We start from the raw sequence: 21,358 nt of genomic DNA, 5'->3' as shown, positions 1-21,358 counted from the left end.
CCTGCGTATGCGGTTTGCCTTGAGGAACGTATTGTCCGCCTTTACGGCCGCTGCGCTGCCGATCGCAGCCTCGCTTCGCTCGGCAGCGGCTACAGAGGCTCAACCCCGGGGCAACTCAGATCCACACATCATTGGCCGCCGTGCGTTCGCCGCCTTCTTCGCCGGTGTTGCGCACGCCCTTGGGTTCGATCAGCAGCAGCTTGACCTCCTGCTCGGCGTACGGCTTGTGTTTCACACCCTTGGGCACGACAAACATCTCGCCCTGGTTGATCGTTACCTGGCCGTCGGCAAAGTCGATGCGCAACTGGCCTTCGAGAACGATAAAAGTCTCGTCGGTGTCCGGGTGGTCGTGCCAGATGAAGTCCCCTTGCAGCTTCACCAGCTTGAATTGGTAGTCGTTCATTTCGGCGATGACGCGGGGTTGCCAGTGCTCGGTGATCAGGCCGAGTTTGTAGGCGAAGTTCAGGCTCTGGTAGGGGATGGGCGCGGTGCTGGCTGGGTTCATGGTGCGGCTCCGTAAAGAGGTGATCGGGCCTCTACGGTAACCAGCGTGGGGCTGCGGCTCTTGTACGATTGTGCGTGCCGGGCGGCGTTCAGCGGTCGTGCATTTTCAGCCAGCGGGCCGGCGGCAGGCCATAGGTCTTGCGAAATTGCCGGGTCATGTGGCTCTGGTCGGTAAAGCCGGCCAGCAGCGCCGCGCTGACCAGCGACTGGCCTTGCAGCAGCAGGGCCCTGACCAGGTCCAGGCGACGCATGGTCAGGTAGCGATAAGGGCTGGTGCCGAACAGCAGGCGAAAGTCCCGCGACAGGCTCCAGCGGTCGCGGCCGCTGTGGGTGGCCAGTTCGTCGAGGGTGATGTTCTGGTCCAGGGCGCTGTGCATATATTCCCGCGTGCGCTCCGCGGCCTGATAGTCAAAACGCTGTGTCGGCCGGGAAACGCCTGAAACGGCATTCAGCGCTTGGGCCAGATCGAACAGCGCGTCTTCCTGTTCCAGCGGGTCCAGCGGGCTTTCCATGCTGCGCAGCAAGGTATCGGTGGCGGCGAACAAACGTGGGTCGGTGGACAGGCCGTTCTTGATGAAGGGCAGCGGCTGGCCGCCGAGGACCTGCTGGATCAGCGCCGGCTCGATATAAAGCATGCGGTAATGGAAGCCATCCTGGGTACCGGCTTCGCCGTCGTGGACCTCATCCGGGTGCAGCACCATGGTCCCGCCCGGCAGGTTGTGGCGCCAGCCGCCGCGGTACTGGAAGCTCTGCACCCCCGACAGCGTGCGACCGATGGCGTAGGTGTCGTGGCGGTGCAGGTCGTAGCCATGGCCGGCGAAAAACGCCTCGATACGCTCCAGCCCTTGGGTGGAAGGCGCGCGGTGGACCCAGTCTTTACGGGGGGCGGGCTTGCCCATGGAGTTGTCCTCGACACAACGTCAGGCCCGTACGGTAACCCAGGAGGGCGCACCTGTCTTCAGCGCGTCAGCCGCCCGCGTCCGCTTTCTTGGCCTCTTTGCCAAGGGTGCCGAACTCGATCGGCGTCTTGATGTAGAACAGCGCGATGTCCTCGTCCTCCAGGCGTTCGAACAGCCGGGCTGATTCCTCTTCGGTGAGTGCCAGGCGGACCTCGATGGGTTGGTCGGCGAGCTCGAAAAAGTGCGCGGAGTGCAGCCGGCCGGTGTGGCCGAAACCTTCGATGGCGGTGCTCATGGTGGCACCGCGCAGGCCCAGCTCATTGGCCAGGTCGACGAGCCAGTCACCGACCATCTTGCCGTGATAGCGGCGATTTTGCTGGGTGAAGAAAATCACCAGGAAACCGTTCATGAGTGTTCTCCAATGGCCTCCATTACTTTCAGCATAGTCCCGGGGCAGGGCGGGAGGCGCTATGTCCATGGTCATTCAGCCGGGTGGGAGACTGGCCCGGCGCAAGGTCAAGTCCAAGGGCCTGCGGCTCGCGACCCTGGACGCGGTCTGCCCATACCTGGAGTGTCAGCCGGGCGACCTGTTGATCCATGAGCCCGAGGTGGAGTAGCGTCGGCCTCCCTGAACGCGACAAAGACGATCTGTGTCATGGCGCTCGAGCATTGGCTGCATGCTGGCCCGCTGCTTTGGCCGCCAGCTGTTCGCCTCACCATGGCATGACCGCCGCGCTGTTCTTCGCCAGCAGCCGGATGGCTGGCGTCTATAGTCGTTCGCGCAAATGGCTGGACCGCTTTGCCGGCAGTTGCTACCTGCTGTTCGGCGCCCCTCTGGTGGCCAAGCGCTGAAACCGGGGCCGGGCGCACGCCATGGATTTTTCAGGGTCAGGAGACAGGACATGAGCTTCACTTTTCGCCCCGTGCAGGATCGGGATATTCCACGGATCTGCGGTTTTGCCGGTAATCCCGACGAGTTGTTTTTCTTTTTCCCGGCGGCCAACTGGCCGCTGACCCATGAGCAACTGCGCGACTCCATCGCCCAGCGCTCCGATTCGACAGTGATCGAGCGAGACGGCCAGGTACTGGGTTTCGCCAACTTCTACCGGTGGGAAACCCACGGCACCTGCACCATCGGCAACCTCATCGTCGATCCCGAGGCCCGCGGCGCCGGCGTCGCCGGGCAGCTGATCGGCGAGATGCTGCGCATCGCCCGGGACAGGCACCAGGCCGCGCAGGTGACCCTTTCCTGCTTCAATGACAACGTGGCGGGCCTGCTGCTGTATCCGAAGCTCGGGTTCGTGCCGTTCGCCATCGAAGAGCGCCGCAACAAACAGAATCAGCGGGTGGCGCTGATTCACCTGCGACATCAGCCGGCTTGAGCGGTCCGATACAAGCACTGAACCACTTTTTTAACGGGAACAAACCATGAGCAAGCTGCGGGTCGGGATTATTTTTGGTGGCCGTTCGGCCGAACACGAAGTGTCGCTGCAATCGGCGCGCAACATCGTCGATGCGCTGGATCGCGAGCGCTTCGAGCCGGTGCTGATCGGCATCGACAAGAACGGCCACTGGCACCTCAACGACACTTCGAATTTCCTGATCAACCAGGAAAATCCGGCGCTGATCGCCCTCAACCAGTCCAACCGCGAACTGGCGGTGGTGCCGGGCAAGGCCAGCCAGCAACTGCTGGAAACTTCCAGCCAGGAACTGCTGGGCCACGTCGATGTGATTTTCCCCATCGTCCACGGCACCCTGGGCGAAGACGGCTGCCTGCAAGGCCTGCTGCGCATGGCCGACCTGCCGTTCGTGGGTTCCGACGTGCTGGGTTCGGCGGTGTGCATGGACAAGGACATCAGCAAGCGCCTGCTGCGCGATGCCGGCCTGGCGGTGACGCCCTTTATCACCCTGAACCGAGTCACCGCGGCGCGCACCGACTTTGCCCAGGCACAAAGCAAATTGGGCCTGCCGATGTTCGTCAAACCGGCGAACCAGGGCTCATCCGTGGGCGTGAGCAAGGTCACCAGCGAAGCGCAATACAACGCGGCCATCGAGTTGGCACTGGGCTTCGATGAAAAGGTCCTGGTGGAATCGGCGGTCAGTGGGCGCGAGATCGAATGCGCGGTGCTGGGCAACGACCAGCCGATCGCCAGCGGTTGCGGGGAAATCGTGGTTGGTAGCGGCTTTTATTCCTACGACAGCAAATACATCGATGACCAGGCGGCCCAGGTGGTGGTGCCGGCGGACCTCAGCGAGGAAGTCAGCGAGCGCATTCGCGCCCTGGCCGTCGAGGCGTTCCAGGTGCTGGGCTGTTCGGGGTTGGCGCGGGTCGATGTGTTCCTGGCCCAGGGCGGCGAAGTGCTGATCAACGAGATCAATTCGCTGCCCGGCTTCACCCGCATCAGCATGTATCCGAAGCTGTGGCAGGCCGCGGGCATGACCTACAGCGAACTGGTCAGCCGCTTGATCGAGCTGGCGCTGGAGCGGCATGTGGCGCGCCAGGCGTTGAAAATCAGCCGCTGAGTCGAGGAGCGAAAAATGAGCGTTGCCAGCGACGCGTCGGAGTATCTGTTTTCCTACGGCACCTTGCAGGACAAGGCCGTGCAGTTGGCCAATTTCGGGCGTGAACTGCAGGGGAGCGCGGACGCGCTGCCGGGTTATGAACAGGACTGGGTGGAGATCACCGACCCCGAGGTGCTGGCCAGCAGCGGCAAGACCCATCACCCGATCCTGCGCCCGGGCAGCGCGGCCAGCACGTCTATCCCGGGGACGGTGTTTCGCATCACCCCACAGGAGCTGGCCGCGGCGGACAGCTACGAGGTGGCGGACTACAAGCGCGTAAGCGTGGTGCTGCAGTCCGGGATCGAGGCGTGGGTGTATGTGAGCGTGTGAGGCGCCGGGCTCAGTTCATGGTCGTCGCCATGTGGTACAGCATCGTGCTCCACAGCGTTGCCCCGATGGCCATGAACACATAGTTGAGCGGGGTGAACCGGGCGTTGCTTTCGCCCAGAGGGTCACCGGCGGCTGCGTTGAGGCCGCGCTGGCCCTTGAAGGTCACCAGCGCCTGGATTGGCAACAGCGCCAGGCTGGCGATATCCAGCGACAAGCTGTCGGGGTTCCTTCTGGACATGCCATCGATGCCATGGCTGATCAGCAGTATCACCACGAACTGCGAAGCCAGATCCCACGGCAGCCAGTCATGGCGGCGGCCGCTTTTCTTGATCAGGGTGTTGGCTTTGCGGTACAGCGCGTGGGTGTAGAACAGCATGAGCATGGCCCGGGCGATGGGCCACAGGGGTTGCCCGCTGGCCTGCTTGAACTGCTGCCAGTTCTTGTAGGCCCAGTACAGCAGGTAGAGGCCGAAGGTCAGCATGAACAAGCTCATGAACTTGGTCTTGGACACTACGTAGAAAGGGCGCTGCACATCGCTGGCAGCGGCCAGCTCGGTTTGAGGCGGGGCATAGCACTGGTCAGACACGATCATTCCTTTGTTGGGTCTGCGGGGGCGCAAGATTAACCCGGTGCGGCGCCAAAGAACTATCGCGATACATCTGAAAGTGCGGTTTCAGGCACGCCCTATCCAGGAATACTGAAAGGATTTTTCCTCGCCCCGGTGGCCGCGCCGGCGATAGCTGGCCAGGGTCGGGCTGGAACAGTAGGTGCAGTGCTCGCAGTGTTCGACTTGTTCATGGGTGATGCCCGCCGCGTGCAACAGGTGCAGCGCATAGCCGCTCAGGTCGAACCACAGCGAGTCCGGCCGGGTCGGGGGTGGCGGGGCAATTTCTGGCGGCAACCGGGGCGTGGGGCGTTGGTGGCTCCAGGGGGCCTGCTCCTCTGGCCACAGGTGGCCCTGGGTGGCCGACAGGGTGTCGATGAACTCCGGGCTGACTTCGTAGCAGCAAGGCTTGATCGAGGGGCCGAACGCCACGCGCAACTGATGGGCGGCGATGCCCTTGGCGGCGAAGTGTTGCAGCACGTTGTCGATGATGCCGCCGTGCAGGCCTTTCCAGCCGGCATGGACCGCGGCGACCCACGAGGCGTCTTCACTGCTGATCAGCAGCGGCAGGCAATCGGCTGTCATCACGGCTATAGGCCGGCCGGTACGGGTGAACACCGCGTCGCCGCGGATGATGCCGCTCGGCAACGTGGTGCTGGCCTCGACCACCTCGCCGGTGTGGGCCTGGGAGCAGAAGAACAGGTTGGCAGGCAGTGGTGCCCCGATCCGAGAAAACTCGTGACGGATGCCTGGTATCTGCTTCAACACGGGCGCCTGGAAACTCATCGGACCTTCGCTCTGTTGCGGTGGATTAGCTACAGAGCATAGCGGGATCATGAGTCCTTTTGCTGACAGCAACCTGTCATCTGGTCGGCTGCCTGTCCGATCGAGGCATCAGTTTTTCAGCGGGATATAGCGTTCGACCATGCTGTCCGGGTGCATCGGCCCGAAAAAGCGCTCCCCGGCGTACTCGAATTCCACCCCTTCATCGGCCCGCATCCCGGCGGCCGGCAGCCCTTCGCTGTAGGCGGAGCGGAAGGTTTCCGGGAGGGTCAGCTCTGTGCCCCGATGCTCGACCCGGGCGTACTGGCGGGCGGGGATTTCCAGTTCCACCATGCCTTCCACCAAGGGCGCCTCGGCGCTGACCGGCAGCCCGGCGACGTAACGCCACTGGCCGTCGCTCAAGGGCTGGCAAATACCGTAAGTGCCGACCGGTTCGGCCAGGCGCTGGATCTCCTGCTCCCGTGGCTCGAAGCGCTGCCACAGCTCGGCAATCGAGCCCTGCTCATCCTGCTGCCAGGCCATGCCGATGATGCGCTGCGCCGCCAGCGTCACTCGCACCGGCGTCTGCGGCGCCTTTGCTGACCACGCGTGGAGAATGTCCGGACCTGTCATGGGGCGGAATCCGCTGCGGTATGGCGTTCACATGAAAGTGCCCTCATGGGCGACGAGGGCATGGGGAGGCTGACAAGGCGGCAGCGGATAGAACCGCTCAGACCGATTTCACTGGCTTGATCAGGCTCTCGGCGGGGATGCCGAACAACTGGTGCAGTTTCCAGATCATTGGCAGGGTCAGGGCGCGTTTGCCGTTGAGGACTTCGTAGACCCGGTTGGTTCGGCCGATGGCCGGGGCCAGGTCGGCGGCCGACAGGCCCGATTGCTCCATGCGGAACTTGATGGCATCGATCGGGTTGGGCAGGTCGATGGGGAACTGCTTGGCTTCATAGGCTTCGATCAGGGTGATCATCACGTCGAAGTAGTCGCCTTCGGCGCTGCCGGGTTCTGGCTCGTTATCGAACAGCACCGACACCTGCTTGAGTGCCGCGCGGTAATCCTGGTCGGTGTGAATGGGGCGAATCTGCATGCTCGTTACTCCATTTCAACGCGGTCGGCGTCGATGGCATCGTACTGCTGGTGAGTGCCAACGAACTTGATGTAGAGGGCGCCAAAGCGGTAAGCCACGGCGACTACCAGGCGGTAGTCATTGCCTTTGATGTTGAACACCACGCGACGGCTTTTAAGAATGCTCGCGCTGCAAAACTGATCCTTTATCTGCGCCGGGGTGGACCAGCTGGCATTGCGCGCTTCATCGATCCAGGCCAGAAGCGGTTGTTCGACATCCGGGTGCTGTTCCCAGAACGTCTTCAAATGACTGACGGCGATAATCCTCATGGCTCGAAATCCTAGTCCCGTCCTGGGACTGAAGCAAGGGAGTGAGAAAGGAAAGCGATGGACGGACAGCCATCGAGGCTGCCTGTCCCGCAGGTGTTGCTCAGTGTCGATCAGTGCCTGCTGTCATCGCGGTGTGCACATCATCCATCACCGCTTTACCCATCTCACCCAGGTAATGTGCCGCCCAAGCATAGCGGTCCGCCTGCGGTTCCATGGCCGCATCCAGGGTCAACTGTTTTGCCAGATGTAGCAGCAGCGAGGCGTGTTCCAGGGCATCGGCCAGGGGCACGTCGGCGTTGACCCGCAGCAGCGGGCGTTTGCCTTCGCCACAATTGGCAAAGGTTATTTCGCCGAGGGTGTGCAGGGAGGAAGGGGACGGATTGAGGGTGTGTTTCATGGTGAACCTCCTTGATTCGAAGAGTCATCACCGTCTGCCGCCAAACAGATCAGGGTGACGGGTTACGCAGGATTGGCGGACCGGGAATCAAGGCAACCGGCGAACCCGAAGGTTCTCCCACGCAACCCGTCATAACGCAGGTATGCGGGCGCAAAAAAAAGCGCCTGCAAGGGTGGGGGCGCTTTTGCGCCTCGATTCTATCAGGCCGCCAAGCCTGTTCGCTGGTTTTGCAGCGATGGTCGAACCATAGGTTGGAAGAGATGGAGTCGCAACGCTGTTACTGCGACATTCTGTGACTAGGGGATGTGCGCATTTCTTGAAGCCATAAAGGATCCTGTAGCCGCTGCCGAAGGCTGCGATCGACCGGAACGGGCGCGGCGATCTTTCTGGCGCCGAAGGCCCTTCGGTCCTTATCGCAGCCTTCGGCAGCGGCTACAGGAGTTCGTGTTCAGTTGCCTTCCAGCATCTTCGCCATTTCCGCGGTGGCCGTCCAACCCAATCCGGCGTACACCGGCTTGCCCACCTCGGTGGCATGCAGCACGGCGAAGCTCAACCCGCGCTGGATGAATTCGGCTTCCGCCAGCCTCATCAGGGCCGAGGCCAGGCCCCGGCGCCGGTAGCCGGGTTCGACGTATACGTTGAGCACATAACCGCGCAGGTCCTGGGTCGGATGGGACGGGTGGGGCGGCCAGTCGATGCTCATCAAGCCAATGGCCGCCACCGGTTGCTGGTCGTCCAGCAGGGCAAAGCCGTAGTAGCGGCCATCGGGCAAACGCTCGCGCAGCCAGGGGCGGAAGTGCTCGGTCATCCGTTGCAGGGCCGCGGGTTCGCCTCCGGCTTCGAGAAACATCGCCTCGCGGTGTCGGCAGACCAGTTCGAGGTCGTCGGCCATCAGCCGGCGCACGGCCAAACCCGAAAAATCGATACCGCCGGGAATCTCGTTCATCGCCTGCACCTCGGCAAAAAAGCTGATGCTAGGAGGGATTAAAGGACCGCGTCAGACACAGAACGCCGTAAAAATCGGCATACAGCATTGGCCACCCAGGCCTGTGCTTTTGTGGCGTGAACACTAAAAAGGGCCTGCCTGGCGGCAAGCCCTTCCGGTTTTCCTGCGTTGGCCTCAATCCCCCAGCGCGGCCCCTTCGCGGCGTGGATCGGCGCCACCGGCCCATGAGGTTTTACCCTGGGCATCGCGCACCCGTACGATCGCCTGGGTGCCGCTGGTCATGTCGATGTCGGTCAGCTCATGCCCCTTGGCTTTCAGCGCCGCTTTCAACCCAGGGGTGAACTGGCCTTGTTCCAGTTCGGTCGGGCCGTTGCGGCTGCCGAAGTTGGGCAGGCTGATGGCGGCTTGCGGGTCGAGGTTCCAGTCGAGCATGCCGATCACCGACTTGGCCACGTACTCGATGATCTGCGAGCCACCCGGCGAGCCGACGGTAGCCAGCAGTTCGCCGCTGTTGCGGTCGAAGACCAGGGTCGGCGCCATGGACGAGCGCGGGCGCTTGCCCGGCTGCACACGGTTGGCCACCGGCTGGCCGTTCTCTTCGGGGATGAAGGAGAAGTCGGTCATCTGGTTGTTGAGCATGAAGCCCTGGACCATCAGGTGCGAGCCGAAGGCGGCTTCCACGGTGGTGGTCATGGACACCGCGCCGCCCTGGTCATCCACGGCCACCACTTGCGAGGTGGAGATGCGCATCGGCGAGCGATCCGGGGCGTAGGCCACCTGGATGCCCTGGGGCTTGCCGGGCTCGGCCTTGGCCATGCTGCGCTCGCCAATCAAGGCGGCGCGCTGGGCCAGGTACCGCGGGGCGACCAGGCCGGCGATCGGCACCGGGGCGAAGTCCGAATCCGCCACGTACAACGCGCGGTCGGCGTAGGCCAACCGTTCGGCCTCGGCGATCAGGTGCACGGCTTCGGGCGCCGGTTCCAGGCCGGCCGGCAGGCTGGTCTTGACTGGTTTCAGCGGTGGCAGTGCATAACGCGGGTCGCGGGCCTCCAGCGCTTGCAGGGTGCCGAGGATCTGCGCCAGGGCGATGCCGCCCGACGAAGGCGGCGGCATGCCGCAGACCTGCCAGCGCTTGTAGTCGGTGCACAGCGGTTCGCGCTCCTTGGCGCGATAGCCTTGCAGGTCGTTGAGCGACAGGCTGCCCGGGTTGGCGTGCCCCTGCACCTTGGCGACGATTTCCCGGGCGACCGGGCCTTGGTACAAGGCGTTCGGCCCCTCTTTGGCGATGCGTTCGAGCACGGCGGCCAGCTGCGGGTTTTTCAGCAGGGTACCGACGGCTTTCGGCGTGCCGTCGGCATTCAGGAAGTAGGCTGCCATGTCGGGCGATTTGGCCAGGTACGGGTCGGCGACGATCATGTCGTGCAGGCGCGGGGAGATCGGGAAACCCTGGTCCGCCAGGCGGATCGCCGGCTCGAACAGTTGCGCCCACGGCAGGCGGCCGTGTTTTTTATGGGCCAGTTCCAGGGCCCGCAACACCCCCGGCGTGCCTACCGAGCGCCCGCCGATCTGCGCCTGGGGGAACGGCATGGGTTTGCCGTCGGCCTGCAGGAACAACTGCTCGGTGGCCCCGGCCGGCGCGGTTTCGCGACCGTCATACGTGCGCACGGCCTTGCCGTCCCAGAGCACGATCAAGGCCCCGCCGCCGATGCCCGACGACTGCGGCTCCACCAGGGTCAGCACCGCTTGCATGGCAATCGCCGCATCGATGGCCGAACCCCCCTTGCGCAACATCTCGCGCCCGGCTTCGGCCGCCAATGGGTTGGCCGCGGCCGCCATATGCTGGTCGGCATGCTGCACCTGCAGGCCGGTGCGATAACCCGAAGCGATTTCCGGGGCGGGGGGCAGGGCGGTGTGGGAGGGGGCGGAAGCGTTGCAGGCGGCGAGGCTGAGGGCGACGGCTAGCAGCGAGAGACTGGCAAGCCGGCGGTGACGCGGATTGAGGGTCGAGAACACGCGTTGAACTCCGTTCACTGGGTAAATGAGGTGTCGTCCGTGGGGAGGAATGTACAGCAGTGAGCGGGCCCATGCTGAGCCTTTCGTTGATCGCTACGGTGCCGATATGGCTGGCGCTTTTGGGCGAGGGCCGATGCTGGACGCTGGCCTGGAGGTGGCGCTGGGGGGAGCTGTGACGGGGCTTGGGCTTTGCTATCGAAAGCGCGGCGCGCCTGTGTGCATGGGCGCTGGTGAGCGCCTGGTTTTCTTCGGTGGCCGGCGCCTGGGCCTGGAACCAGGCGACGCGTTTCACTGCATTCCCGGATGCCACCCGGCCCAAGCGCCCTGCTGGCGTTCGGTACGGGTGGCAAGCCAACCGGCGACAGGCCGACCGCTACAACTGAACGAGCCTGCCAGGGTGGCAGGGCTCGAACAAAGGGGGCTCCGGCAAACCTGGCGCGTCTCAGACCGCGATCTTGTGCAAGCGTATCCAGGCATCCAGCGCCAGCGCTGTTTCCAGGTTGTGCCGGCTCATCTGCGTATTGAAGTAGCCCTCGGGCTGGCGCAGTTCTTCGGCTATATAGGCGTGGGATACGATGCCGAACACCGGGTTCCCCGTGTCCTGCAGAAGCTGCCGGGCACTCTGGCGAAGGAAGCGTTCGTAGCCCAGGTCGGCCGAGGTCGGATAGGGACTCTTCCGGCGTTTGAGCACCGCCTCCGGTACGAAGTCGGCACAGGCCTGCTTGAGCAGCCACTTCTCCTCGCCATCCTTGCTCTTGATCGACCAAGGCACGTTATAGATGTACTCGACCAGTTCGTGATCGGTGAACGGCACCCGAACCTCGAGGCTGTTGCACATGCTCAGGCGGTCCTTGCGGTCCAGCAGCATCACCATCCAGCGTTTCAGGTGCATGTGGCAAAGCTCGCGCATCCGGCGCTCGTGCGGGCTGTCTTGTGCCAGGTGTTCGACCTGGCGCAGGGCATCGTCGTAGCTCGCCTGTTGGTACGTGGCGAGATCGCACCGGCGGTTGAAGTCGGGATTGATGAAAGCGTCCGGCAACTTCACCCGCGACGACCATGGAAAGGACGCGGAGGCTATGACCTTAGGATCACGGAACCAGCCATAGCCACCGAAGACCTCATCGGCACCTTCTCCCGAGATGGCCACCGTGGAGTGCTTGCGAATTTCCCTGAACAACAGGTTCACCGAGGTATCCATGTCGCCGAAGGTGAACGGTACGTCCTTGGCGCGGAACACTTCCTCGCGCGCCAGGTCGGAGACCAGTTCTTCGTTCTCGATGAGGACGGTCTGGTGGTGGCTACCGATGGACTGCGCGGCCAACAGGGCGAAGGGCTGGTCCAGGTCGGGACGCAGGTCGTCGCTCTTGAACTGTGCGGACTGGCCAGTGAAGTCCACCGAAAAGGAATTGATATTGCCGCCGGTCTTCGCCTTGACGATACGTTGCGCGATAGCCGTGAGGGTGGTCGAGTCGAGCCCGCCGGACAGCAGCGAGCATATGGGAACGTCGGCATGCAACTGCGAGCCCAGCGCGTGGGTGACCAACTCGCGGGTCCGTTGCACGGTCGTCTGCAGGTCGTCCTGGTGCTCCTGGCGGCGTACCGTCCAGTAGCACTGGATCTTCATCGGCCCGTTGGGGCGCCAGGACAGGAAGTGGCCGGGAAGCAGCTCCATCAGGTTCCTGAAAGGCGTCTGGGCGGTTCCCTTCGACAGCGTGATCACGTCGACCAACCCCGTCACCTCCAGCCCCGTGGTGAATTCCGGGTGGGCCAGGATGGCCTTGATCTCCGAGCCGAAGAGCAGCCCTTCACGATGCGGGGCATAGAACAGTGGCTTGATGCCAAGGCGATCGCGTACCAGGAACAGGTGGCCATCGCGCCCGTCGAACAGGGCGAAGGCGAACATGCCGGTCAGGTGATCACAGCAACGCTCGCCCCATTCCAGGTAGGCATGCAGCACGACCTCGGTATCGCTGCGAGTCTGAAACTCATGCCCCGCCTGCCGTAGCTGGCTGCGCAATGCGTCGTGGTTGTAGACCTCCCCTGTGTAGACCAGCGAGACCTCCTGGCCGTCCGCAAAGCGATAGACCATCGGCTGGATACCGCCGCTCAGGTCGATGACCGCCAGCCGCCGATGCCCCAGCAGGGCGTGTCGATGTTTCCATATGCCTTCGGCATCGGGCCCGCGAAGTGCGAGCGTATTGGTCATGGCGCGAATCGCAGGGTCTTCCCCTTCGAGCCGGCGCGTATAGTCCACCCATCCTGTGAGACCACACATTGAGTAACTCCTGTAATGAATAGTTGAGCCGCGCCAGGTCTGTCGGAGCGTCTTCAGTGAGTCAGCCTCCTTGGCTGACTCGTTCGGTTACTGGCCCTCATCCTCGACGAAAGGAAGAGGGCCAATCGTGTTTTCAGGGCTGCAAACGACGCACCTTCCAGCCCGTATCGCTGCGGTCATAGCGCAAGCGTTCATGCAGGCGATCCTGGCCGTTACCCCAGAACTCCAACGATTCAAGGCGCAACTCAAACACGCAGTAACCCTTGGGACGCGGCAGCGGACCTTGAACCTCGGCCAGCTCCCTGGCGGCGTTGCGCAGGGCCTCGACATCCGTGAGTTCTTCACTCTGGCGAGACACCGACGACATTGGATGCGTGGCATAAGGGCGCTTCAACCAGGCCTCGTCAGCCTTGGCATCCGGCATGCGCACGGCCTGGCCATTGAGGATGATCTGCTGGCTGGTTTCGCGCCAATACAGCGTACCCGAGGCCCAGGGGTTTTCTGTCAGTTCGCGGCCTTTCTGGCTTCCGGCATGGGTGCTGAACAGTACCCCGGTGTCATTGATCTCGCTGATCACCACGATGCGTGTCGAAGGCCGGCCCTGGCTGTCAGCCGTGGCCAGCGCCAGCGCACGGGGTTCGCGAATGCCCACGCGGCGTGCGCGCTCCAACCAGTTGTGCAGCACGCTCATGGGATTGGCAGGCGGCTTCAGGTACTCGGGGAACGGCGCATCCAGCGTGCCGGTCAGGGATTCCGACAGGCCTTTACCCAACAGCGGATTGCCTTGTACTGAACTGTTCATAGAACGATGGTCCCCCGTCCGAAGGTGATGCCATTGCCTGATACTTCGACCCGCGTCAGCTGATCGGCGCGGCCCTCGGCCCTGGCGAACATCAGTGAAGGGCGGCCGATTTCCACGCCCTGAAGAATTTCGATCTGCTGGCCGAACTCGATCTGGCCATGACGCGCCAGATGGATTGCCAAGGGGCCGGCAGCGGAACCCGTGGCCGCGTCCTCGACCACCCCATAGGCCGGTGAGAACATCCGGCTGCGCCAACGCCGTCCCGCGCCGGCAAAACAGTTGATGGCCATGTCGTGGAAGCTGCACAGGGCTCGGTGGTCGGGGTGCAGGGCCGACAGCGCGGCGATGCTCGGCAGGCCGACAAACACATGACGCGGACCGTTGTGATAGATCTCGATGGGAAAGGTCGAGTCGCTGATGCCCAGGGCCTTGAGCAATTCGGCGTCGCGCCCCAGGGCCGTCCAGGTCGGTATCGGCTGGTCCATGCTGGCGGCGATGACGCTGCCGTTCTGGCGTTCCAGCTCAAAGGTGATGGTGCCCATCTGGGTTTCCAGGAACAGGCGGTGATTGTCGGTATGCGCACCCAGGGCAATGGCCGTGCCCAGCAACGGGTGCCCGGCGAAAGGCAGTTCGTTGACCGGGGTGAAGATCCGGATCAGTGCATCGCCGCAGTTACGTGGCTTGAGTACGAAGGTGGTTTCCGACAGGTTCATCTCCCGGGCGATGCGTTGCATTTGCTCGGCCGACAAGTCGTCGGCGTCAAAGAACACCGCGACCGGATTGCCTTCCAGCGGGGCGCTGGCAAAGGCGTCGATGATGACGTAGTTGTGCATGGTTATCTCCCGGCGGCCGAAGCGTTGCTCTCGACAGGTGTGTGGATCAGGGCATGGCGCAGCAGGTCGGCGATGATGCGCGGACCTTCCTGGGTCAGCAGCGACTCGGCATGAAACTGCATGGAGGCAAACGACGGTCCACGCAGGGCATGCACCTCGCCGGTCTCGCTGTCGCGGCTGATTTCGACGGTGCCGATGCCGTCGATGTCCAGGCGGTCACTCGAGCTCTGGGCGGCGAAGGTGTTGTAGAAACCCACCCGTTCGGCGTTGCCAAACAGGTCGATCTGTTTTTGCACGCCCTGGTTGGGAATGGCTTTGCGCTGCAGTTCCAGGCCCAGGCACAAGCTCAGTACCTGATGGCTCAGGCACACCGCAAGGAACGGCCGCTGCTGGCTGAGCAAGGAGCGGATGGCCAGGTGCAGGTGGTTGATTTTCGGCAGTTGGACTTCGCTCGGGTTGCCGGGGCCGGGCCCCATCACGACCAGGTCGTAGCCGTCGAAGCTGTATTCGTCGCTGAAGCTGCACACCGTCACCACCAGGCCCAGGGCCCGCAATTGCTTGGCGATCATCGAGGTGAAGGTGTCTTCGGCGTCGACGATCAGCACCCGGCGCCCACTGAAGTCGGTCTGGATCTGCTGCCGTTGCTGGCTGTCCATCAACCAGAAGTCCGAGACGTAGGCATTGCGGCTGGCCAATGCGGCGCGCACTTGCAAGTGGTTGCCGAAGCGCGAAGGCGCCTGGTTTTTCAGGGCGCTGATCAGGCCCGTGGCCTTGGCGCGGCTTTCGGCAGCCTCGGTCATCGGGTCGGAATGGCGCACGATGGTCGAGCCCACGCTGATTCGCACCTCGCCGCTGTTATCGATGTCGGCGGTGCGAATCAGGATCGCCGAGTCCAGGGAACGCCCGCCCTTGCCATCGCTGCCGATCAGCGCGGCCATGCCGCTGTAGTACGCGCGGCCTTGCGGCTCATAGCGCTGGATGACCCGGCAGGCGCTTTCCAGCGGGCTGCCGGTGACGGTGGGCGCAAACAGGGTTTCGCGCAGGATTTCCCGTACATCGCGATGGGTCTTGCCTTCGATGAAGTACTCGGTGTGGGCCAGGTGCGCCATTTCCTTGAGATAAGGGCCAAGGACGTGGCCGCCGTCCTCACAAATGCGCGCCATCATTTTCAGCTCTTCATCCACCACCATGTAGAGCTCGTCGGCTTCCTTGCGATCGGCCAGAAAGTCCATGACTTCGGTCAGGTTGGGGCCGGCGGGCGGGTAGCGGTAAGTGCCGCTGATGGGGTTCATCACCGCGAGCCCATCCTTGACGCTGATGTGGCGTTCGGGGGATGCACCCACGAAGGTACGGCTGCCGGTGTGGATGATGAACGTCCAGTAGGCGCCTTTCTCCCGTTCCAGCAGATGGCGAAAGAACGACAGCGCACTGGCCGGGCCGTACTCGCTGATCTCGGCCAGGAAGGTGCGCTTGATGACGAAGTTGGCGCCTTCCCCGGAGCCGATTTCGTTGGCGATCACCTGGCTGACGATCTCGGCGTAGCTCGCGTCGCTGAGGTCGAAGCGTTCGCTGTCCAACTGGATCGGCACGTTGGGCAGCAGTCCCAGCAAGCGTTCGATGCTGATGGATTGCTGCTCGGTGATGTTCATCGCCAGCAGCGGCGACTGATCGTCCACCGCCTCGAAACCGCGTTCGGCAATCTGGCGGTAGGGGATCAGCGCCAGTACATCCAGGCGAGGCGCGCCGATCGAGGTGGCAGGCAAGTCGATGTCGGCCAGGACCTGCGGTTCCGACATTTCGCCGATCAGCACATCCAGCAGGCCGGGCCCGCTGGATTCCGGGCGGTACAACAGGGCAAACGGCTCGGGAACCGGTTGCAGGATGCGCTCCATGAGACGGGCGGCTTGGCTCATAGCACCACCTCGTCGGTGGTGATGACCATGGCGCACCGGCTGGCGGCGTATTCGATGGCCATCCAGTGGTGCTCCTTGCTGAAGTCGGCGATTGCGTCGGCAACGAGGAACGGCTGGATATCGTTGGAGTAGGCATCCACGGTGGAAATCAGTACCCCGACATGGGCGTACACCCCGCACAGGATCAACTGATCGCGCTCGTTGGCGCGCATGCGTTCCAGCAGGTCGGAGTTGAAGAACGCACTGTAGCGCCACTTGGTCAGCAGCCAGTCACCGGGCTTGGGGATCAGGGCGTCGACCACCTCGCGGTCGGTGGGGCTGGCCTTCATGCCTGGGCCCCAGAAGTCCTTGAGCAGCCCGCGTTGCTCCTCGCTCATGCTGCCAGGTTGGGCGGTGTAGGCCACCGGAACGCCGTTGTCGGCGGCCCACTGGCGAACGCGCGCGGCATTGCTCACGACTTGTTCACGCAGGGCGTCGGGCAAGGGCCGCAGGAAGTAGCGCTGCATGTCATGCACCAGCAGCACGGCACGCTCGGGGTCGATGCTCCATTGCGCGAGGTTGACGGGCAGGTCGCGCGAAGTAGGCAAGGCGTAGGGGACGATCGATGGAATGCCGGTCATGGCGACAAACTCCAGTCAAAAGGAGGCAAGGGTTGAGGAGGGCTGGTTTTTCCAGGCCATCACCGCGGTAATGGCTTGCCAGGGGTTCAGGCGCGGGTCGCACAGGCTTTTGTAGCGGCTGGCGACCTGATGCAGGCCGGCGGCATCGGAAGCGCACTCGCTGACGTCGTCAGGGGTGGTTTCCAGGTGCAGGCCGGCGGCCACGCCACCGGCTGAGGTCACGGCATGCCTGAAGGCGGTGATTTCCTCGGTGATGGCCTGCACCATGCGGGTCTTGTTGCCGCAGGGCGCGACGATGGTGTTGCCGTGCATCGGGTCGCTCAGCCAGATGATCTTGTGGCCGGCCTGGCGCACCGCTTCAACCAGCGGCGGCAGGCGCTCGGCGACCTTTTGCGCGCCCATGCGGGCAATCAGGGTCAGCCGGCCGGGTTCGCGCTTGGAGTCCAGGCGCTCACACAGGCTCAGCAACTGGTCCCGGGTAATGTCCGGGCCGACCTTGCACGCCACCGGATTGAGCACTTCGCTGAGCAGCGTCACGTGAGCGCCCGTTAACTGACGGGTACGCTCGCCGATCCACGGCCAGTGAGTGGAACCGAGAAATACCCGGCCCTGTTCGTCCTGGCGCAGTTGTGGCAGCTCGTAGTCGAGCACCAGCATTTCGTGGCTGGTCCAGGCCGGTGAGCCGATGAGTTGTTCCTGGCCTGCCGACGCTTTCCAGCCCAGGTGTTGCATGATGTCCCGAGCGGCGCTATAGCCTCGAACCAGGCGTTGGGCATCGTGCTGGCGATGGCCGCAGACGGCCTCGCGGCCGTTGACCATGTCGCCGCGATACACCGGCAATTCGACATCGCCAATGCGTTCGTTGTTGTTGGAACGCGGTTTGGCAAACTGCCCGGCAATCCGTCCCACCCGTACCACCGGTTGCTGGGTCACCAGCCGGAATGCACCGGCCAGGATGTCCAGCACCGCTGCTTTGCGGGCCACATGGTCGGGCGTGCTTTCATCCATGTCCTCGGCGCAATCACCGGACTGGATGATCATCGCTTCGCCGGCCGCTACACGAGCCAGCGTGGCGCGCAGCACCAGGATGTCCTCTACTCGAATCAATGAAGCGCTATCCCTGAGGTAGGCCTGCGCGTCGTGCAATTGTGAGGGCTCGCTCCATTGAGGCTGCTGGAACGCTTCACAACTTAAAACCCGTTTCAGTAAGTCTTCCATGATGCGATCACTCTCACGAGAGATTAAGTTGGAATGCCTTCGCGTTTGATTTGCGGTACTGGAATACCCAGGGCACGCAGTTGCTGAAAGACGTTCATGAATTCGCGATTGCGTTTTACTTTGCCGTCTTCCAGCTCGAAGGAATGCAGGAAGTGGTTCTCGTAATAGCCTTCCGGATAGCCGGGAAAGAGAATCTTGCCGCGGCCATCGCACTCGACCCAGATGTGATTAGGATCATCGGTTTCAAATACTTTAACGTTGTACCACTCCCAGTCCGGGAAGCACTTGAGTGACCAAACAGCATGTTCGGCCAACTTGGCTTTGCCACTGATTACAATCGGCGCACCGGTGTCGGTGGTCCATAAGCCGCCTGAACCATCTTCGGTAAATAGTTCATGACGGCGCAGGCGGTCCTGGCCTTTGGTCCGCATATATTGTTCGACCGTGGCGCGGTTCTTGCGGCGAAGTTCAGTGGTGTCGTTAGCGCTTAGTTGTTGCGTTGCACTATTAGGCATGCTCAATCTCCAATGAATTGGGGGGCTTATGAAGCGGGGATACCTTCACGCTTGATTCTTGGAACGGGGATGCCCAAGGCGCGAAGTTGTTCGAAGGGGTTCATGAATTCACGGCTCTGCGTGATCTTGCCGTTGTCCAATTCGAAAGAATGGATGTAATGATTTTCGCAATAACCTTCGGGGTAACCGGGAACCAGAGCCTTGCCGCGACCGTCGCTTTCCACCCAGAAGTGGTTGGGATTATCGGTTTCGAACACCCGGACGTTGTGCCATTGCCAGTCTGGAAAGCACTTCTCCAGCCATGCGCCGAGGGCAGCCAACTTCGAGTGGCCCTGGAACACGAGGGGTTTACCGGTTTCGGTGTTCCAGGAACCGCCACTGCCATCCGGAGTGAACAGTTCATGACGACGCAGGCGATCTTTGCCGTTAGTGCGCATGTACTGTTCGACGGTGGCGCGATTTTTCTGGCGAAGTTCAAGGTGATCATTAAAGCCGCTAGGGGAAAGCGAAGCAGGCATGGGCAGCATCCTCCTTAGTTGGGGGTGATAATTTTGAAAGTAAATATCTAGTTAATTGGCGTGGATAAATATTTACAGTTTTTAACTATTGTTCCTTCGTGGCGGTGCTGAGCGGGTGTTGTTTATACACCTGCATTTCTTGGGGGTGGAACTACCAGATCTTGTAGTGATTAGGGCGTGAACGGGCTGGCTGCAGCCCGCCGGATGAACTGTTGCATTATTGTGAAAACGCAGGTTCATTCGTCGGCCGGGAGGCGGTACTGGCTTACTAACATCGCCAGGATGCAATGTTCTAAGTAGTTAGTTGGATAAGGCGCAATGAATCTAGTGCTAGCACGAAGCAGTCTATGATGGTGTGATTTTGCTTGTTGACAGAGATTCAGGTTGGTCTAGTCTAACGGCCTGTTTTCAACTTTAGTGGTGCTCAAAATGGAATTAGGGCAGCAGTTGGGATGGGATGCGTACTTTTATAGTATCTTTGCGCGAACCATGGATATGCAGGAGTTTACGGCTGTCGCGTTGAGGGCCTTGCGTGAACTACGGTTTGACTTTTTTGCCTACGGCATGTGCAGCGTGACCCCGTTCATGCGGCCCAGGACTTATATGTACGGCAATTACCCCGAGGACTGGGTGCAGCGATATCAGGCGGCCAACTATGCGGTTATCGACCCCACGGTGAAGCACAGCAAAGTCTCGTCGGCCCCCATTCTGTGGAGCAATGAGTTGTTCCGGGGATGTGCGGACCTGTGGTCTGAAGCCAAGGATTCACATTTATGCCACGGCCTGGCACAACCCTCGTTCAACGCCCAGGGGAGGGTCGGGGTGTTAAGCCTGGCGCGCAAGAATAACCCCATCAGTCTTCAGGAATTTGAAGCCTTGAAGCCGGTGACCAGAGCCTTTGCCGCAGCGGCCCACGAGAAAATTTCCGAGCTGGAGAGCGACGTGCGTGTCTTCAATACGGACGTGGAGTTCAGTGGGAGGGAATGTGATGTGTTGCGCTGGACGGCCGACGGCAAGACCTCGGAGGAAATCGGCGTGATCATGGGGGTGTGCACCGATACCGTGAATTACCATCACCGCAACATCCAGCGCAAAATCGGCGCCAGTAACCGCGTGCAGGCAGTGTCTTACGCAGTCGCGATGGGCTATATCTGAGGAGCATTCAAAAAGGACGACTCGGCCTGTATCAAGCTGTCTCTTTCAATAATGTGTCGGACATGAAGGCTGACGGTGCGACTGCGCTGCGATGGTGCTCGCGGTGGGCCGAGAGTTTGATGGCGAGGATCTTTTCATTCTGGTGCACCGTGACCGGGCCCAGTCGTTCGTAGTGGACGCCGTTGATTTTGTAATAGCGCTCCATGCTGCTGTTGACGATCCCGACAATGGCATCTGCGCCCGCCAGGCTGGCCGTCTTGAGGCTTCTCCAGAACAACGGCATCGCCAATTGCGGTTCGCGGGTGGTGAAGCGAGTCATTTCCCAGATGGCTGGATGCTTGGGCGGCGCCCCGGCACAGGCGTGGCTGAACACCCCTTCAAGCAGGTTGGGGAGCGTGGTGGGAATCAGCCGGGCACAACCAACGATGGCGCGGTCTTCATTGAACGCCAGGAGGTAACGGGCGTGTTCGGTGTCGTACTGATCCCATTCACAACCTGCCTGGCTCGGATGGGCGGGCAGTCGCCATCCGAGTTTCTCGACGAATTGTTCGTGCCGAAAGCGGCCGAGCATGAGTTTCAGCTCATCGCTCATTTCGTTCAGTGTGTGCTCTTCCATGTGCATTGCTGGGGTTCCTTAGGGATGGAGTGCAGTTTTATAGAGGACTTGCACAGGCTTGGCACCTGCAAGATCTGGTAGGGGCCTCGGTGGAATCGAAGTGAAGCCATTCGTTGGGGGCTTTGTCGAAGCGAGCGGCGGCGACAGTGGCGTTGATCCAGGCGTCGGCAGTGAAGGCGACAATCCGGCCCAGGCAGTCATAGAGAATGTTTCGTGCGCTCATGGGACAAGAGAGCGGAGGGAAGGCGAAGGTGTAGGGGGATACGAGGAGAGATAGCCAGAAACAACAAAGCCCGCGCAAGGCGGGCTTTGTTGAGGTACTTGGTGGCTACACAGGGACTTGAACCCCGGACCCCAGCATTATGAATGCTATGCTCTAACCAACTGAGCTATGTAGCCAAGTGGCGCGCATTATTCGCGTAGAACGGTAAAGCGTCAAGCGCTTTTTATAAAAAAATTATCTACG

Annotated in this window: 25 protein-coding genes, 1 tRNA gene and 1 pseudogene; 6 read left to right on the top strand and 21 right to left on the bottom strand. The window is 62.0% G+C overall.

Going from position 1 to position 21,358, the window contains the following annotated elements:
• Window positions 1-115 precede the first annotated feature (115 nt).
• The 3 genes from IF690_RS25020 to IF690_RS25010 form a co-directional block, all read right to left on the bottom strand.
• Window positions 116-505 (bottom strand): cupin domain-containing protein, encoded by a 390-nt coding sequence (locus IF690_RS25020; RefSeq protein ID WP_202697785.1) that lies wholly within the window; start codon window positions 503-505, stop codon window positions 116-118.
• A gap of 88 nt (window positions 506-593) precedes the next feature.
• Entirely contained in the window at window positions 594-1,403 is an 810-nt protein-coding gene (locus IF690_RS25015; protein ID WP_202697784.1) for an AraC family transcriptional regulator, read from the bottom strand.
• A 67-nt stretch (window positions 1,404-1,470) separates the two neighbouring features.
• Complete coding sequence (locus tag IF690_RS25010) at window positions 1,471-1,812, bottom strand: DUF190 domain-containing protein (protein ID WP_009050840.1); 342 nt, start codon at window positions 1,810-1,812, stop codon at window positions 1,471-1,473.
• A gap of 61 nt (window positions 1,813-1,873) precedes the next feature.
• Here IF690_RS25010 and IF690_RS25005 point away from each other — a divergent pair, with 61 nt between their 5' ends.
• From IF690_RS25005 to IF690_RS24985, 5 genes and pseudogenes are all read left to right on the top strand, one after another.
• Window positions 1,874-2,020 carry a helix-turn-helix domain-containing protein gene (locus IF690_RS25005; RefSeq protein ID WP_202697783.1) on the top strand — a complete coding sequence of 49 codons (147 nt, stop codon included), beginning with the start codon at window positions 1,874-1,876 and terminating at the stop codon, window positions 2,018-2,020.
• A gap of 115 nt (window positions 2,021-2,135) precedes the next feature.
• A pseudogene (locus IF690_RS25000) lies at window positions 2,136-2,255 on the top strand (lysine transporter LysE); the annotation flags it as partial.
• A 50-nt stretch (window positions 2,256-2,305) separates the two neighbouring features.
• Window positions 2,306-2,785 carry a GNAT family N-acetyltransferase gene (locus tag IF690_RS24995; protein ID WP_202697782.1) on the top strand — a complete coding sequence of 160 codons (480 nt, stop codon included), beginning with the start codon at window positions 2,306-2,308 and terminating at the stop codon, window positions 2,783-2,785.
• Between the two features lie 46 nt (window positions 2,786-2,831).
• Window positions 2,832-3,926 carry a D-alanine--D-alanine ligase gene (gene ddlA / locus IF690_RS24990; protein ID WP_202697781.1) on the top strand — a complete coding sequence of 365 codons (1,095 nt, stop codon included), beginning with the start codon at window positions 2,832-2,834 and terminating at the stop codon, window positions 3,924-3,926.
• A 15-nt stretch (window positions 3,927-3,941) separates the two neighbouring features.
• Entirely contained in the window at window positions 3,942-4,295 is a 354-nt protein-coding gene (locus IF690_RS24985; RefSeq protein ID WP_202697780.1) for a gamma-glutamylcyclotransferase family protein, read from the top strand.
• A gap of 10 nt (window positions 4,296-4,305) precedes the next feature.
• On the opposite strand, the gene IF690_RS24980 is transcribed toward IF690_RS24985, so the two are convergent.
• The 16 genes from IF690_RS24980 to IF690_RS24905 form a co-directional block, all read right to left on the bottom strand.
• Window positions 4,306-4,887 (bottom strand): hypothetical protein, encoded by a 582-nt coding sequence (locus IF690_RS24980; protein ID WP_252189514.1) that lies wholly within the window; start codon window positions 4,885-4,887, stop codon window positions 4,306-4,308.
• A gap of 81 nt (window positions 4,888-4,968) precedes the next feature.
• Window positions 4,969-5,685: a purine nucleoside phosphorylase YfiH/LACC1 family protein gene (locus IF690_RS24975; protein ID WP_202697778.1), complete on the bottom strand. Its 717-nt coding sequence runs from the start codon at window positions 5,683-5,685 to the stop codon at window positions 4,969-4,971.
• Window positions 5,686-5,793: 108 nt separating this feature from the next.
• The gene (locus tag IF690_RS24970; protein WP_252189513.1) at window positions 5,794-6,294 is read right to left on the bottom strand and encodes a GyrI-like domain-containing protein; all 501 of its coding nucleotides are present in this window, start codon (window positions 6,292-6,294) and stop codon (window positions 5,794-5,796) included.
• A 97-nt stretch (window positions 6,295-6,391) separates the two neighbouring features.
• Entirely contained in the window at window positions 6,392-6,763 is a 372-nt protein-coding gene (locus IF690_RS24965; RefSeq protein ID WP_202697777.1) for a helix-turn-helix domain-containing protein, read from the bottom strand.
• A gap of 5 nt (window positions 6,764-6,768) precedes the next feature.
• A complete protein-coding gene (locus IF690_RS24960) occupies window positions 6,769-7,071 on the bottom strand; it encodes a type II toxin-antitoxin system HigB family toxin (protein WP_202697776.1) in 303 nt (100 codons plus the stop codon).
• 100 nt (window positions 7,072-7,171) lie between these two features.
• Window positions 7,172-7,468 carry a DUF3077 domain-containing protein gene (locus IF690_RS24955; protein WP_202697775.1) on the bottom strand — a complete coding sequence of 99 codons (297 nt, stop codon included), beginning with the start codon at window positions 7,466-7,468 and terminating at the stop codon, window positions 7,172-7,174.
• Window positions 7,469-7,916: 448 nt separating this feature from the next.
• Complete coding sequence (locus IF690_RS24950; protein ID WP_202697774.1) at window positions 7,917-8,414, bottom strand: GNAT family N-acetyltransferase; 498 nt, start codon at window positions 8,412-8,414, stop codon at window positions 7,917-7,919.
• A gap of 174 nt (window positions 8,415-8,588) precedes the next feature.
• Window positions 8,589-10,427: a gamma-glutamyltransferase gene (ggt, locus tag IF690_RS24945; RefSeq protein ID WP_202697773.1), complete on the bottom strand. Its 1,839-nt coding sequence runs from the start codon at window positions 10,425-10,427 to the stop codon at window positions 8,589-8,591.
• Between the two features lie 442 nt (window positions 10,428-10,869).
• Window positions 10,870-12,702, bottom strand: coding sequence for an asparagine synthase (glutamine-hydrolyzing) (gene asnB / locus IF690_RS24940; protein WP_202697772.1), 1,833 nt, complete (start codon window positions 12,700-12,702; stop codon window positions 10,870-10,872).
• A 133-nt stretch (window positions 12,703-12,835) separates the two neighbouring features.
• Complete coding sequence (gene phzG, locus IF690_RS24935; RefSeq protein ID WP_202697771.1) at window positions 12,836-13,504, bottom strand: phenazine biosynthesis FMN-dependent oxidase PhzG; 669 nt, start codon at window positions 13,502-13,504, stop codon at window positions 12,836-12,838.
• Entirely contained in the window at window positions 13,501-14,337 is an 837-nt protein-coding gene (locus IF690_RS24930) for a PhzF family phenazine biosynthesis protein (RefSeq protein WP_202697770.1), read from the bottom strand. Before IF690_RS24930 ends, phzG begins: the two co-directional genes overlap by 4 nt.
• 2 nt (window positions 14,338-14,339) lie before the next feature.
• Entirely contained in the window at window positions 14,340-16,250 is a 1,911-nt protein-coding gene (locus IF690_RS24925) for an anthranilate synthase family protein (RefSeq protein WP_202697769.1), read from the bottom strand.
• Window positions 16,247-16,870 carry an isochorismatase family protein gene (locus IF690_RS24920; protein WP_202697768.1) on the bottom strand — a complete coding sequence of 208 codons (624 nt, stop codon included), beginning with the start codon at window positions 16,868-16,870 and terminating at the stop codon, window positions 16,247-16,249. Before IF690_RS24920 ends, IF690_RS24925 begins: the two co-directional genes overlap by 4 nt.
• A gap of 15 nt (window positions 16,871-16,885) precedes the next feature.
• Entirely contained in the window at window positions 16,886-18,088 is a 1,203-nt protein-coding gene (locus IF690_RS24915; protein WP_202697767.1) for a 3-deoxy-7-phosphoheptulonate synthase, read from the bottom strand.
• 23 nt (window positions 18,089-18,111) lie between these two features.
• A complete protein-coding gene (locus IF690_RS24910) occupies window positions 18,112-18,603 on the bottom strand; it encodes a PhzA/PhzB family protein (protein WP_202697766.1) in 492 nt (163 codons plus the stop codon).
• A 26-nt stretch (window positions 18,604-18,629) separates the two neighbouring features.
• Window positions 18,630-19,121, bottom strand: a complete 492-nt coding sequence (locus IF690_RS24905; RefSeq protein WP_202697765.1) for a PhzA/PhzB family protein — start codon at window positions 19,119-19,121, stop codon at window positions 18,630-18,632.
• A gap of 429 nt (window positions 19,122-19,550) precedes the next feature.
• Between IF690_RS24905 and IF690_RS24900 the strand changes: the two genes are divergently transcribed.
• Window positions 19,551-20,276 (top strand): autoinducer binding domain-containing protein, encoded by a 726-nt coding sequence (locus IF690_RS24900; RefSeq protein ID WP_016703601.1) that lies wholly within the window; start codon window positions 19,551-19,553, stop codon window positions 20,274-20,276.
• Window positions 20,277-20,307: 31 nt separating this feature from the next.
• On the opposite strand, the gene IF690_RS24895 is transcribed toward IF690_RS24900, so the two are convergent.
• Both IF690_RS24895 and IF690_RS24890 read right to left on the bottom strand, forming a co-directional pair.
• On the bottom strand, window positions 20,308-20,898 hold the full coding sequence (locus IF690_RS24895; RefSeq protein WP_202697764.1) for an acyl-homoserine-lactone synthase: 591 nt from the start codon (window positions 20,896-20,898) through the stop codon (window positions 20,308-20,310).
• 316 nt (window positions 20,899-21,214) lie between these two features.
• Window positions 21,215-21,291 (bottom strand) — tRNA-Met (locus IF690_RS24890).
• Window positions 21,292-21,358 lie beyond the last annotated feature (67 nt).

This window comes from Pseudomonas sp. SK3(2021), assembly GCF_016772375.1.
In the GTDB taxonomy this organism is placed as follows: domain Bacteria; phylum Pseudomonadota; class Gammaproteobacteria; order Pseudomonadales; family Pseudomonadaceae; genus Aquipseudomonas; species Aquipseudomonas chlororaphis_I.
The sequence above is the reverse complement of the archived record's forward strand: the minus strand, read 5'-3'. Positions and strand labels throughout refer to the sequence as shown.

Bases quoted from the DNA above. Each gene is read 5' to 3' on its own strand.
- IF690_RS24955 (WP_202697775.1), bottom strand. From the start codon at position 7,468: ATGAAACACACCCTCAATCCGTCCCCTTCCTCCCTGCACACCCTCGGC.
- IF690_RS25020 (WP_202697785.1), bottom strand. From the start codon at position 505: ATGAACCCAGCCAGCACCGCGCCCATCCCCTACCAGAGCCTGAACTTC.
- IF690_RS24900 (WP_016703601.1), top strand. From the start codon at position 19,551: ATGGAATTAGGGCAGCAGTTGGGATGGGATGCGTACTTTTATAGTATC.
- phzG (WP_202697771.1), bottom strand. From the start codon at position 13,504: ATGAACAGTTCAGTACAAGGCAATCCGCTGTTGGGTAAAGGCCTGTCG.
- IF690_RS24915 (WP_202697767.1), bottom strand. From the start codon at position 18,088: ATGGAAGACTTACTGAAACGGGTTTTAAGTTGTGAAGCGTTCCAGCAG.
- IF690_RS25005 (WP_202697783.1), top strand. From the start codon at position 1,874: ATGTCCATGGTCATTCAGCCGGGTGGGAGACTGGCCCGGCGCAAGGTC.
- IF690_RS24920 (WP_202697768.1), bottom strand. From the start codon at position 16,870: ATGACCGGCATTCCATCGATCGTCCCCTACGCCTTGCCTACTTCGCGC.
- IF690_RS24965 (WP_202697777.1), bottom strand. From the start codon at position 6,763: ATGCAGATTCGCCCCATTCACACCGACCAGGATTACCGCGCGGCACTC.
- ddlA (WP_202697781.1), top strand. From the start codon at position 2,832: ATGAGCAAGCTGCGGGTCGGGATTATTTTTGGTGGCCGTTCGGCCGAA.
- IF690_RS24980 (WP_252189514.1), bottom strand. From the start codon at position 4,887: ATGATCGTGTCTGACCAGTGCTATGCCCCGCCTCAAACCGAGCTGGCC.
- IF690_RS25015 (WP_202697784.1), bottom strand. From the start codon at position 1,403: ATGGGCAAGCCCGCCCCCCGTAAAGACTGGGTCCACCGCGCGCCTTCC.
- IF690_RS24895 (WP_202697764.1), bottom strand. From the start codon at position 20,898: ATGCACATGGAAGAGCACACACTGAACGAAATGAGCGATGAGCTGAAA.
- IF690_RS24930 (WP_202697770.1), bottom strand. From the start codon at position 14,337: ATGCACAACTACGTCATCATCGACGCCTTTGCCAGCGCCCCGCTGGAA.
- IF690_RS24950 (WP_202697774.1), bottom strand. From the start codon at position 8,414: ATGAACGAGATTCCCGGCGGTATCGATTTTTCGGGTTTGGCCGTGCGC.
- IF690_RS24970 (WP_252189513.1), bottom strand. From the start codon at position 6,294: ATGACAGGTCCGGACATTCTCCACGCGTGGTCAGCAAAGGCGCCGCAG.
- IF690_RS24975 (WP_202697778.1), bottom strand. From the start codon at position 5,685: ATGAGTTTCCAGGCGCCCGTGTTGAAGCAGATACCAGGCATCCGTCAC.
- IF690_RS24985 (WP_202697780.1), top strand. From the start codon at position 3,942: ATGAGCGTTGCCAGCGACGCGTCGGAGTATCTGTTTTCCTACGGCACC.
- IF690_RS24905 (WP_202697765.1), bottom strand. From the start codon at position 19,121: ATGCCTGCTTCGCTTTCCCCTAGCGGCTTTAATGATCACCTTGAACTT.
- IF690_RS24910 (WP_202697766.1), bottom strand. From the start codon at position 18,603: ATGCCTAATAGTGCAACGCAACAACTAAGCGCTAACGACACCACTGAA.
- IF690_RS24925 (WP_202697769.1), bottom strand. From the start codon at position 16,250: ATGAGCCAAGCCGCCCGTCTCATGGAGCGCATCCTGCAACCGGTTCCC.
- IF690_RS24960 (WP_202697776.1), bottom strand. From the start codon at position 7,071: ATGAGGATTATCGCCGTCAGTCATTTGAAGACGTTCTGGGAACAGCAC.
- IF690_RS24995 (WP_202697782.1), top strand. From the start codon at position 2,306: ATGAGCTTCACTTTTCGCCCCGTGCAGGATCGGGATATTCCACGGATC.
- IF690_RS25010 (WP_009050840.1), bottom strand. From the start codon at position 1,812: ATGAACGGTTTCCTGGTGATTTTCTTCACCCAGCAAAATCGCCGCTAT.
- asnB (WP_202697772.1), bottom strand. From the start codon at position 12,702: ATGTGTGGTCTCACAGGATGGGTGGACTATACGCGCCGGCTCGAAGGG.